The 11,344-nt window shown below is 70.0% G+C and carries 14 protein-coding genes; 9 read left to right on the top strand and 5 right to left on the bottom strand.

Features of this window, described 5'->3' with window-relative positions; genetic code table 11:
* Positions 1 to 40: 40 nt before the first annotated feature.
* On the bottom strand, positions 41 to 1,018 hold the full coding sequence (locus tag CLV63_RS23940; RefSeq protein WP_106585445.1) for an NAD kinase: 978 nt from the start codon (positions 1,016 to 1,018) through the stop codon (positions 41 to 43).
* Between the two features lie 274 nt (positions 1,019 to 1,292).
* Between CLV63_RS23940 and CLV63_RS23935 the strand changes: the two genes are divergently transcribed.
* From CLV63_RS23935 to CLV63_RS23925, 3 genes are all read left to right on the top strand, one after another.
* Positions 1,293 to 1,814: an AAA family ATPase gene (locus CLV63_RS23935; protein WP_106585444.1), complete on the top strand. Its 522-nt coding sequence runs from the start codon at positions 1,293 to 1,295 to the stop codon at positions 1,812 to 1,814.
* Positions 1,815 to 2,019: 205 nt separating this feature from the next.
* Entirely contained in the window at positions 2,020 to 2,466 is a 447-nt protein-coding gene (locus CLV63_RS23930; protein ID WP_245929014.1) for a YciI family protein, read from the top strand.
* A 194-nt stretch (positions 2,467 to 2,660) separates the two neighbouring features.
* Complete coding sequence (locus tag CLV63_RS23925; RefSeq protein ID WP_106585442.1) at positions 2,661 to 3,926, top strand: RNA polymerase sigma factor; 1,266 nt, start codon at positions 2,661 to 2,663, stop codon at positions 3,924 to 3,926.
* A 15-nt stretch (positions 3,927 to 3,941) separates the two neighbouring features.
* Here CLV63_RS23925 and CLV63_RS23920 read toward each other — a convergent pair whose 3' ends face one another.
* Both CLV63_RS23920 and CLV63_RS23915 read right to left on the bottom strand, forming a co-directional pair.
* Positions 3,942 to 4,133 (bottom strand): DUF397 domain-containing protein, encoded by a 192-nt coding sequence (locus CLV63_RS23920; protein ID WP_106585441.1) that lies wholly within the window; start codon positions 4,131 to 4,133, stop codon positions 3,942 to 3,944.
* A complete protein-coding gene (locus CLV63_RS23915; protein ID WP_281260757.1) occupies positions 4,130 to 4,942 on the bottom strand; it encodes a helix-turn-helix domain-containing protein in 813 nt (270 codons plus the stop codon). The genes CLV63_RS23920 and CLV63_RS23915 overlap by 4 nt, the downstream gene beginning before the upstream one ends.
* Before the next feature lie 174 nt (positions 4,943 to 5,116).
* Here CLV63_RS23915 and CLV63_RS33280 point away from each other — a divergent pair, with 174 nt between their 5' ends.
* Positions 5,117 to 5,515, top strand: coding sequence for a hypothetical protein (locus tag CLV63_RS33280; RefSeq protein ID WP_146165648.1), 399 nt, complete (start codon positions 5,117 to 5,119; stop codon positions 5,513 to 5,515).
* A 7-nt stretch (positions 5,516 to 5,522) separates the two neighbouring features.
* A complete protein-coding gene (locus CLV63_RS23905) occupies positions 5,523 to 6,029 on the top strand; it encodes a hypothetical protein (RefSeq protein WP_106585438.1) in 507 nt (168 codons plus the stop codon).
* 105 nt (positions 6,030 to 6,134) lie between these two features.
* Here CLV63_RS23905 and CLV63_RS23900 read toward each other — a convergent pair whose 3' ends face one another.
* The gene (locus tag CLV63_RS23900; protein ID WP_106585437.1) at positions 6,135 to 7,577 is read right to left on the bottom strand and encodes an MFS transporter; all 1,443 of its coding nucleotides are present in this window, start codon (positions 7,575 to 7,577) and stop codon (positions 6,135 to 6,137) included.
* A 116-nt stretch (positions 7,578 to 7,693) separates the two neighbouring features.
* Between CLV63_RS23900 and CLV63_RS23895 the strand changes: the two genes are divergently transcribed.
* Together CLV63_RS23895 and CLV63_RS23890 are read left to right on the top strand one after the other, a co-directional pair.
* A complete protein-coding gene (locus CLV63_RS23895; RefSeq protein WP_106585436.1) occupies positions 7,694 to 8,188 on the top strand; it encodes a MarR family winged helix-turn-helix transcriptional regulator in 495 nt (164 codons plus the stop codon).
* A gap of 67 nt (positions 8,189 to 8,255) precedes the next feature.
* Positions 8,256 to 9,209 carry a GNAT family N-acetyltransferase gene (locus CLV63_RS23890; protein WP_106585535.1) on the top strand — a complete coding sequence of 318 codons (954 nt, stop codon included), beginning with the start codon at positions 8,256 to 8,258 and terminating at the stop codon, positions 9,207 to 9,209.
* Positions 9,210 to 9,774: 565 nt separating this feature from the next.
* Here the strand turns inward: CLV63_RS23890 and CLV63_RS23885 are convergent.
* Complete coding sequence (locus CLV63_RS23885) at positions 9,775 to 10,224, bottom strand: VOC family protein (RefSeq protein ID WP_106585435.1); 450 nt, start codon at positions 10,222 to 10,224, stop codon at positions 9,775 to 9,777.
* A 73-nt stretch (positions 10,225 to 10,297) separates the two neighbouring features.
* Here CLV63_RS23885 and CLV63_RS23880 point away from each other — a divergent pair, with 73 nt between their 5' ends.
* Both CLV63_RS23880 and CLV63_RS23875 read left to right on the top strand, forming a co-directional pair.
* The gene (locus CLV63_RS23880) at positions 10,298 to 10,915 is read left to right on the top strand and encodes a CGNR zinc finger domain-containing protein (RefSeq protein WP_106585434.1); all 618 of its coding nucleotides are present in this window, start codon (positions 10,298 to 10,300) and stop codon (positions 10,913 to 10,915) included.
* Positions 10,912 to 11,331, top strand: coding sequence for an SRPBCC domain-containing protein (locus CLV63_RS23875; RefSeq protein ID WP_106585433.1), 420 nt, complete (start codon positions 10,912 to 10,914; stop codon positions 11,329 to 11,331). Before CLV63_RS23880 ends, CLV63_RS23875 begins: the two co-directional genes overlap by 4 nt.
* Positions 11,332 to 11,344: the final 13 nt, after the last annotated feature.

The following is an 11,344-nucleotide window of genomic DNA, read 5'->3' as shown; positions in this document are numbered from 1 at the left end:
GCCGGACCGTCCGGCCCCCGCGCCCTGCCGGAGGTGCGGCTCACCCGTCCTCAGGGTCGGCCTCGGCGCGGCCCCGCCATCCGGCGACGGGCAGGCCGAACTTCGCGACCAGGCGGTCGGTGAACGGGGCCCGCTGCAAGCGGGCCAGCCGCACCGGCATATCACCACGCGAAACCTCAATTCGCGCACCTGCCGGCAATTCGACCATACGGCGTCCATCGCACCAGAGCACGCCATCGGTCGTGTCGGGCAGGACCTCCAGCGCGATGGTGGCGTCGGTGGACACCACGATCGGGCGCGCGAAAAGGGCGTGGGCACTGATGGGGACCACCAGCAGCGCCTCCACCTCGGGCCACACGATGGGGCCGCCCGCGGAGAAGGCGTGCGCGGTCGACCCGGTGGGGGTAGCGCAGACCACGCCGTCGCAGCCCCACCGCGACAGCGGGCGGTCGTCGATCTCCAGGACGATCTCCAGCATCCGCCGCGCGGTGGCCTTCTCGACCGTGGCCTCGTTCAGCGCCCACGTGCGCACGGGCGGCTCGGGGCCGCACCTGCCGCCGTTGTAGACGGCGACGTCGAGCGTCATGCGCTCCTCGACCACGTACTCGCGGTCGACCACGGCCCGCACCGTCTCGTTGAGGTCCTCGCGTTCGGCTTCGGCGAGGAAACCCACGTGGCCGAGGTTCACCCCGAGCAGCGGGGCGCCGGCGGAGCGGACCAGTTCGGCGGTGCGCAGCAGGGTTCCGTCGCCGCCGAGCACCATGACCAGCTCGACCCCTGCCGCGGCGCGGGCGTCGGCCGGCACCACCTCGACGGGGTCGAGCTCGTACCCTGCGCTCTTCAGCTCGTCGGCCTCCGACTCCAGCAGCCGCACCGTCACTCCGGCGTCCGTGAGGCTGCGGTGCACCAGTTGCGCGCTGCGCAGCGCGGCCGGGCGCCCGGTGTGCGCGATGAGCAGCACGCTGCGGCCGAGGCGGGCCGCAGCAGCGGCGCCGTGGGGGTCGCCATGCCTGGTCATCGTGGAGCATCCTCCTCGTTCGCGGTGTCACCGCCGTGCCGGGCACGTCCGCCGTCAGTGCGCCCGGCCGCCGACCGTCCCCACTGACGTTATCCCCCGGACCCGTGGCGCGGCACCGGCTCCGAGGACAACGCGACGATAGCGAATACATGTTCGCCCACCGACCGCCCACCCGAATCGACCGGACTGACGGAGCCTGGGGCCACCCGACTGCCCGGCTGCCCGGTTGCCCAGACGGGCGGCGCCTGGGACCGCCGGTCCCTAGTCTGGACCGATGCCGACCGGGTCAGAGGAAACGCGCCTCATCGTGCTGCGGGGCAATTCCGCGTCGGGCAAGAGCACCGTCGCCCAGGCCGTTCGGGGGCGGTACGGGTACGGGCTCGCGGTAGTGGCGCAGGACAACATCAGGCGGACGGTCCTGCGGGAGAAGGACGTGCCCGGCGGAGTGAACATCGGGCTGATCGACCACGTCGCGCGCTATGCGCTCGACAGCAGCTACCACGTGGTGGTCGAGGGCATCATGCACGCCGAGCGCTACGCCCCGATGCTGGAGCGGTTGTGCGACGACCACCGGGGCCTCAGCCGCTGCTACTACTTCGACCTGCGATTCGATGAGACCCTGCGGCGCCATGCGGGTCGCCCGCTGGCGGCCGAGGTGGACGAGGAGCAGATGCGCGAGTGGTACCGCCCCGGCGACCTGCTGCCCGGCGAGCGCGAGCAGGTCATCGCGGCGGACGCGACCGAAGCCGAGACCGTCGCCCGGATCATGGCGGACGCCGGCTGGGACACCCGCTGATCCGCCCGCTGACCCGCTTTTGCCGATTCCACCCTTGGCAGGGACCGAACCCCCTTACATACCGCGTGACCTGCACCGATAATGGGAACCAGAAAAATTCGGAAGAGAATCGCGCTCCCGTGTCGATCCGGCCCCGCCCCGTTCGACGCGTCAGCAAAGGCCGGGCGGAACCGGCCGATCAGGCACTCGGTTCACCGATGGAGTGATGGCAATGCGGTTCATGATGATCATCAAGTCGAACGAGGACTCCGAGGCGGGCGTCATGCCCACCAAGGAAGAGATCGAGGCGATGGGCCGGTACAACGAGGAGATGGTGAAGGCCGGGGTCATGCTGGCCGGTGAGGGCCTGCACCCCAGTTCCGCGGGGGCGCGCGTCTCGTTCGATGGTGGAAAGCCCAGCGTCACCGACGGCCCCTTCACCGAGTCCAAGGAGCTGGTCGCCGGGTTCTGGCTGATCCAGGTGAAGTCGAAGGAGGAGGCGGTGGCGTGGGCCTCCCGGTGCCCCGCTCCGCAGCAGGGCCCGGGCGGCGTGATCGAGATCCGCCAGGTCTTCGAGACCACCGACTTCCCGGAGGAGACTCTTTCGCCGGAGGAGGCGGCCCGCCAAAACGCCATGCGGGCGGACCTGGAGCGCAAGAACGCGGGACGGTAGCCGCGCGCACCGCTGGTCTTGACGAAGCGGTTCCCTCGGTTGTTTCGGACGGGGCGAAACCCCACCCCCAGGTGAGAGAACAGCTTTGTCGAGATCAGCGGGCTACGGCGGACCACGCTCGTCCACACACCCCACCGGAACGCCGGCGGTGCGGGGATGGACGAGAGCGGGCTGCGCTGCTGTGATGGGTGGTTGTGGAGACCACCGGGACCAACCGTGCGGTCGAGGCGGTGTGGCGCATCGAGGAGGCGCGCATCATCGCCGGTCTCTCGCGCATGGTGAACGACATCGGCCTCGCCGAGGAACTCGCGCAGGACGCCCTTGTCGCCGCGCTGGAGCAGTGGCCCGCTTCCGGTATCCCCGACAACCCCGGCGCCTGGCTCATGGCCATCTCCAAGCGCCGCGCGATCGACGGGTTCCGGCGGAACAGGCGCCTGGAGGACAAGTACGCCCAGCTCGGCCGCTCCCTCGAAGAGGACGGGAACCAGGGCACGGCGGATTTCGACGCGGTCCTCGACGACACCATCGAGGACGACCTGCTGCGGCTGGTGTTCACCGCCTGCCACCCTGTGCTGTCCACCGAGGCGCGGGTCGCGCTCACCCTGCGTCTGCTGTGCGGCCTGACCACGAAGGAGATCGCGCGGGCCTACCTCACCGCCGAACCCACGATCGCCCAGCGGATCGTGCGCGCCAAGCGGACGCTCACCGAGGCCGGCGTCCCGTTCGAGGTGCCGCAGGGCGACGAGCGCGAGGAACGCCTGGCCTCCGTCCTCGAAGTGATCTACCTGGTGTTCAACGAGGGGTACGCGGCGACGTCCGGTGACGACTGGATGCGGCCCGCGCTGTGCGAGGAGGCGATGCGGCTCGGCCGGATCGTCGCCGAGCTGGTTCCGGCGGAGCCGGAGGTGCACGGCCTGGTCGCGCTAATGGAACTCCAGGCGTCGCGGACCCGTGCCCGGGCGGGGTCCGACGGTGAACCGGTGCTGCTCCTCGACCAGGACCGGGCCCGCTGGGACCGGATGCTTATCGGGCGCGGCCTCAGCGGGTTGGAGCGCGCCGAGCGGCTGGGCGGCCCGCCGGGGCCGTATGCGCTGCAAGCCGCGATCGCCGCGTGTCACGCGCGTGCGAACACACCGGAGGACACCGATTGGGTGCGCATCGCGGCCCTGTACGCGGCGCTTGTGCAGCGTGTGCCGTCGCCGGTCGTTGAGCTGAACCGGGCGGTCGCGCTGGGGATGGCGTTCGGGCCGTTGGTGGGGCTCGAACTCGTGGACTCGCTGACCGACGAACCCACGCTCAAGGCGTACCACCTGCTGCCGAGCGTGCGCGGCGACCTGCTGGCAAAGCTGGGCCGCACCGGGGAGGCAAGGGCGGAGTTCGAGCGCGCGGCGTCCCTGACGGGCAACGAACGCGAACGCGCCCTCCTCCGCAGCCGCGCAAAGGCGTGCGCGGAGGAGTGACGCCGTGCGGGACGGCTACAGCTCCCCGCGCTTCACCGAGGTGAGGAACCCGGCCCACGCCGACGAGGAGAACGCCAGCCGCCCGAGGTCCCGATGCCTGGTGTCGCGGACCTCAGCACCATCCGCGTGCTCAAGGACCTCGACGCATTCACCACCTGAGGCATTGCTGTAACTGGAGGTGTGCCAGTTGAGAGCGTGGGGGCTCATGAGTACTCTCCTCGTACCGTGTCGATCAGTACCCGCGACTCGCGTGGAGGCAGCGCGACACCTCGGATATCACCCAGTAGGCGCCCGTACTGACCGACGATTCTAGGAGCATCGATCACAGTGCCTGAGAGCGGCGTCTCCATGTACAGAATCTCGGTTTCCTCAGCAGTGATCAGCGTAAACGGCCCATTCAACGCAGGGTTGTTCGCCGATGCCTGAGGCAGTACTTGCACGACGACGTGCGAACGCTCGGAAGCTTCCAACACACGGGTGAGTTGAGCTTTCATGATCTCACGGCCGCCGACGGGTCGCCGAACCGCGGTCTCATCGAGCACCATGAGAAACGACGGGGGTCGATCTCGTTCCATGACAGCCTGCCGTTCAAGCCGTCCCGCGACGAGTTCGTCAATTTCAGCCTCGGTGTCGGTGGGGCGCCCATCGCGGAGAATCGTGCGCGCATAGCCTTCCGTCTGAAGAAGTCCGTGAATGAGAAGCGGCTGGGATGTCTTGATCTCGCTAGCTCGCTGCTCTAGATCGGCAGTGCTCCGGAACCAGTCCGGGAATCCGCCACTACTGCTACCCACCGTCTCCCATAGGCGCAACAGGGATCCTTTGGTTGAGAGCAAGTGGTCGATTTGCTCCACTAGATCCCGTCTTGCTCCACGTACTCCACGTTCAATTGCACTGATCATGGCGTACGACACCGAGACGGATTTTCCTAGCTGTTGCTGCGTCATGCCCTGCTGAGCGCGCACCCTCCGAAGCTCCCGGCCGAACCGAACCCACTGCGCCCTTGCCTGATCTCCCATCATTCAACGATAAAGCGTCAACGTTCAACCTTGCTAGTCCTTCAAGAACGAGATTGGACGGTTGAGTTGAACTGATAGCTCAGAGATGACCTGTTCAGGCACTGTTGGATTAAACCTGGCGACCTGTTGAATGGTCTCACCAGCCAGTGAACCAATCCAACGAACGAGGCACACATGACGAACGTTGTCCGTCTCCATACCAAGTCAAATGACCTTTCCAAGGAAGGCCCGTCCCATGTCCCATGGGCCGCGCGGGCGCAGGTTACTCGCGTCGACATCATCCACAACGGAGTCCCCAGCGAGTTCACGAGGGACATGACGCACATCGCCAAAGGGTCCGACTTCATGGCGGCCGACGACATGGCCGCTCTCATGGGGCTGCTGGACCACCTGCGCGACTGGTTGGAGAACCACGGCGCCCTCACCCCCGGCAGCAGGATCCTCGTGCGCGTCGCCGGAGAGGACATCGCTCCCGCCGAACTGGCGGCCGAGCGCCGCAATCCCGGTCGTGTGGTCGACACCCGCTGGGTCACCACGCGCACCAGCCCCCGTGCACCCTTCCGCCGCCGGTGAGTCCGCCATGACCTACGACCTCTACCCGAGCGCGGAACTCGCCGCGCTGCGCGCCCGCTTCACCGACTACCAGGTGTGCGCGTTCCACGACCAGCACGGCCGCCCCTACCTGTGCGCGGTCCTGTTCCCCGAGCACCTGGACTCCGGCCTGCCCGTGCTGATCACCGCCACCAGCATCGCCGCCCTCGGCGCGCGCCTGGCCGCGATCCGCGATCTGCACACCTCCCAGAAGGCCGTCCCCGCGATCCGCAACAGCAGCCGCAGACACGGCGGACCGGAAGCGGACGGCGGCCAAGGCGGCAGCATCCCCGCGTCTCCGCCCAGCGCCCCGGACGCGGACCTGACGCGGCGGCTGCGCGACGCCATCTGCACGCTCAGAGACCGCGGGCTCCTCCCCCGCTGGCAGCCTTCGCAGAGCCTCCTGTCGTCCCCGGCCCCAGTCTCGGTCCCGGCGCAGTCCCCTACACCGGTCCCCGCTCAGCGGCTTCCGGTGGAGCGCACCGACCAGGACTGAATCCCGACGCCACGTCCCGGCCACCGAATTCGGTGGCCGGGACGTCTCAGCGGTGGGCGTCCCCCGACGTCCCCCGACGTCCGAGGCGGGGTCACGCGTCACGCGTTATGCGTCCTGCGGCCCGGTCCGGGCGGGCAGGGTGAGGCAGAGGGCGGCGCTGACGAGCAGCGCCGCCACCACCGCCAGCATGCTGGCGGTGAACGCCATCGCGTGCCCACCCGCGTCCAGTCCGGCGAAGAAGACCGTGCCGACACCCGCGACGCCCAACGCGGCGCCGAACTGCTGGCTGGTGTTCCAGATGCCCGACGCCGACCCGGCGTGCTCCGACGGCACCCCGTTGAGGAACAGCGTGCTCAACGAGGGCATGACGAGGTTCATTCCGGCGCCCATCACGAACAGCCCCGGGATCAGCGTCCACGCGCCGACGGACTGCGGCGCGGCGTGCGCGGCGGCGAGGACGCCGAGCGCGCCCGCTCCGGACAGCAGGCACCCGGCGAGTGTCACGAGGCGGCCGAACCGGACAATGAGGCGTCCGGTGAACGGCGCCATCGCGAGCCCTCCGGCCGAGAAGCCGATGGCGGCCATGCCGGCGTCCAGGGCGGAGTAGCCCTGCCCGTCCTGCAACCACAGGACGAACACCAGCAAGAAACCGCTGAACGCCGCGAACGCGAGCAGCTGCACCGCGAGTCCCGAGGCGACGACGGGGCGCCGGAGGAGGTCCAGCGGCAGCAGGGCGCCCGCCCGCCGCTCCGGGCGGCGGTGTTCGGCCAGGGCCAGTCCCACCACCGCGGCGATGCCCGCCGCCAGGCCGAGCCAGATCCAGGCCGGCCAGCCGTAGGTGCGGCCTTCCAGCAGTGTGAACACGATCGCGACCAGAGCGGCGGTGAGCACCCCCGTGGCGAGCCACCGCGGCCGCGACCCACCCGCCACGCGGCTCTCCGGCACCAGCCAGGCGCCCGCCGCGACCAGCACGACGGCAGCGGGCACGGTCACCAGGAAGATGGTGCGCCACCCCAGCCCGGCGATGTCGGCGGTGATGAGCACCCCGCCCAGCACCAGCCCGCCGGCCTGGGCCAACCCGGCGACGATGCCGAACACGCCGAACACGGTGGCGCGCTCCCTCCCGTGGAACATGCCGTACAGGCTGCTCATGACCTGCGGGGCGAGCGCCGCCGCCGCGACACCCTGCACGGCGCGGGCGGCGATGAGTTCCGTCGGGCCCTGCGCGATGCCGGACCACACTCCGGCCGCCGCGAACGCGGCGACCCCGGCCAGGAAGACCCGCTTGCGTCCCCACAGGTCGCCCAGCCGGGCGAAGGTGATGAGGGCGGCGGCGAAGGCGAGCAGGTAGGCCGCCGAGATCCACTCCAGTTGGGTGGGGCTCGCCCCGAAGTCGCGCTGGATGGCGGGGAGGCCGACGTTGACGATGGTGACGTTCACCAGGTCGAGCATGAAGGCCAGGATGAGCACGATCATGGCGGCCCATCGGCGCGGGTACGGCGCCTCGGAGTCGGAGGTGGTTGGGACGGTCGTTGTTTCAGCGGTCACCGCTGCGCTCCAAGTCGCGGGCGTAAAATGACAGGACGGCGACAAGGTCGCCGGAAGAACTATGTCGTCTATACGACTAAGTCGTTCAGACGACACGTTAAAGGAGAGGATCGCCGATGACAAACGCGTCACCTGCGCTGTGCGTGCGGGTCCAGAACGCCGCGCTGCGCCACGCGGCGGCGACCGCCCGGTTCGACCACGAAATGGGCGCCCAAGCGGGACTGACGCTGAGCACGTACGAGGCGAGCTTCATCGACCTGCTGCACCTGCACGGCCCGCTCAGCCCCGGCGAGCTGGGACGGCTCGCCGGGCTCAGCTCCTCCGGCACCATCACCGGCGTGATCGACCGCCTTGAGCAGGCCGGTTACGTCCAGCGGGCGCGGTGCGTCAACGACCGCCGCAAGGTCGAGGTGACACTCAACAACGAGTTGCTGGAGCAGGAGAACGCCCCACGGTTGCAGCGCCTCGCCGCGATCCTCGCCGACTACGACAAGACCCAACTCGACACGATCGCCGACTTCCTCAACCGCCTCGCCGACGTCGAGACCGCCGCCGCGGCCCCCGCTCCGGCCTCAGCCCCAGCCCCGGACACCGGGCAGGCCGTCTCCTGAAACAGGCAGCCCGCCCCCTGAAAACGGGTCGACGGCGCTACGGCGCCTTGACACAGTGGCGCACACCATGGCGAACCCCGAGCACCTGACCGCCGCGGACGTGCAGCTCATGCAGTCCCTGGCGCAGCACGTCACCGCCACCCGCCCCGACCTGGTGAACAGCGACGCGGCGTTCGGCGAGCTGGCCTGGAACTGGGGCAAGGGGCACATCGGCGGCGGCGCGAACTGGCGGCGTCGGCTGTGGTTCTCCGGCGGGGACCTGGTGGCGTGGGGCTGGGCCCACCTGCCGCACCGGGTGCGGCGCAACGACGGGTCGGTGAAGGACGTCACCGGCGCCTATCTGGCGTACCAGGTCCATCCCGACCACGCCGGGCTGGTCGATGAGGTGATCGACTGGTACGACGCCACAGCGGCAGGTATGGAGCGCACGGTCCTGCCGAGCGCCGCCGACGGGTTCGCGCTGAAGCGGTGGGCGGCGCACGGCTACGTGACCGACCCGGCCTCGCTCGGCGACACCGGGTCCTGGATCCAGGTCAACGAGCGGGACCTCACCGACGTGGCGCAGCCGGCGCTGCCTGCCGGATTCCGGTTCCGCACCGCCGACGAAGCCGGGCCGGAGGCCGCGGTCCAGGCCCATGTGGACGCCTGGACCCCCTCGACGTACACGGCGGAGAGCTACCAGGGTGTCCGGGGGACGGCGGCGTACCGCGGCGACCTGCACATCCTGGTGGAGGCGCCGGACGGGACGATGGCGTCATCGACCATCATGTGGCTCGACGACGCGAACGAGACGGCGGAGTTCGAGCCGGTCGGGACGCATCCGGACTACCGGCGCCGAGGACTGGGCCGGGCGATGCTGCTGCACGGGATGCGGCTGGCGCGGGCGGCAGGGGCCGCTCACATGACGGTCGCCTGCCTGGGCGCGCCGGGGCACCCGCAGGCGCGCGGACTGTACTACAGCGCCGGGTTCCGCGCGTTCACCCGGGACGCACCGCTCATCAAGCCCGGGGACGTGGACTGAAAGGTCTGAAAACCCGGGGACCTGGCCTTGAAACCCAGGGACGTGGCCTGAAAGCCCGGGGACCTGGCCTGAGCACCGTCCGTTCGGAAACCCGCGGCCCGAGCACCGGCCGCCCTGAACCCTCGGTCTGGACCGGAGACGTCTGGGGCGAGAGCGCCCCTGACCCCAGGAGACAGGAGCCAGGCTGCCGGAAAGCCTGCGCAGCAGCGACGGCCGATACACACCCCGCACCTTGACCGCCAGACCCGGCCCTCCGCGGATCCTGCGGACCCCGCGGACCCCGCAGCAGACATGCCCGCGTCGCCGGCCCGTCCCAGGGGTCAATCTGGTCGCGAAACCTCAGCGTCCGCTTCGGCCGACGCTGCTGCGCAGGCTCAACGGCAGCCCAGCCCAGGTCCACTGGGGACAAGGACGCTCTCGGCACCCACGCCCGCTACACGGCGTGGTGAGAACTCGCGTCAGGGCGGCTGGGCGTGGGCCGCGACACTATGATCCACAAGGCTCGCCCTAGACCCCAGAACCGAGACCCCAGACCCCAGGTCCGAGGCCCGAGATCCGCAACACACTAGTGAACGCAGAACTCGTTGCCCTCCGGGTCGGACATGACGACGTGGCTACTGCCGGGCTCCTCCACGGCCTGCACCGCCTTGGCGCCGAGCCCTTCGAGGCGCCGCACCTGCGCGTCGCGCTGCCCGGGATCGAAGTGCAAATCGATGTGCAGGCGGTTCTTCACCTGCTTGGCTTCCGGCACCACGTTGAAGAGCAGCCGGCGGCCGAGGCCGACCCCGGTGTCCGGGTCGACCGGGTCCTCGGGGTGGCGCACCCCGGAGGCGTGCAGCCACGCCTTGCGCCCGTCGACCACGGTGTAGGCGGCGTCCTCGATCACACCGGCCCCGCGCAGCCGGTCGATGAGCGCGCTGTGGTCCTCGACCTCGTAGTCGAGCGCCTGCGCCCAGAATTCGGCGATCGCCAGCGGATCCGCACAGTCGACGACGAGTTTCCAGTGCACAGCCATCTGGTCCTCCAGTCTCCGATGGGGCTCCGACTTCGCCTGGCCCCATGTTGTTGTAACCAGTTATACTGGTTACATGCGAACGACGGCAACGGTGATGACCCTCCAATCGCTGGAAGGCACCCGGTTCTCCTTCGATCCGGGGGCGCTCTGCCTTCAGTTCCTCACCACCGGCGGGCCGAGCCCGGCGGGCCGCCGCTACGAGATCCTGTACGAACCCGACGACCTGGCCCGATGGCTCCCGCAATCCCGTCTCGGCCTCGACGCCGCCGACGTCCGCATCACGACCGGCGAACTGGCGGCGGGCCGCCGCATGCGCGACGCACTGTGGCGTGTCGCGTCCGCGGCCGCCAACGGGGAGCCCCATCCGGGCGGCGACCTGGCCGAGATCAACAGCACCGCCGCCCACCCGCCCCTCGTCCCGCGGATCACCGCCGACTCGGCGCACGCCTGGGCACTGCCGGCGTCCGGCGGCCAGGTGCTGTCGACCATCGCCCGCGACGCGATCGACCTGCTCACAGGCCACTTCGCCGATCGGATCCGCGAATGCGGCGGGCACAACTGCGCGCTGATCTTCGTCGACACCTCCCGGCCCGGACGCCGCCGCTGGTGCTCCATGGAGCGCTGCGGAAACCGCCACAAGGTCCAGGCCCTACGCGCCCGCCGCGACCTTGCGGAGAGGAACGGAGGATGACCCGCCCACCCGGACTGACCAAGGACGCCGGATTCCAGATCGGCGTCTCCCGCACGCTCCCGCTGCCGTCCGAGGCCGTCTGGCGCTTCCTCACCGGGCCGGACGGGATCGCCCTCTGGCTCGGCCGGGGCGCCGTCCTCTCCCGCGAACGCGGCACCGCCTACCGGACCGACGACGGAACCAACGGCGAGGTGCGCGGATTCCACGAGGGGACGCGCATCCGCCTCACCCACCGCCCAGCAGGCGGCGGCCGTGAGACCACCATCCAGGTCACGATGGCACGCGCGCCGAGCGGTACCACGATCGGCTTCCACCAGGAGCGGATGTCCGGCCCGGCAGAACGCGAGCGGCAGCGCGGTCACTGGCGGCGCGTTGTGGCCGACCTGGAGAACTCCATGCTCCCCGGCCCCGCCTGAACGCCGCCGACGA

The sequence above is a fragment of the Murinocardiopsis flavida genome, assembly GCF_003014485.1.
GTDB lineage: Bacteria > Actinomycetota > Actinomycetes > Streptosporangiales > Streptosporangiaceae > Murinocardiopsis > Murinocardiopsis flavida.
Note: the sequence above shows the minus strand (reverse complement) of the source record. Positions and strands in the feature narration are given on the sequence as shown.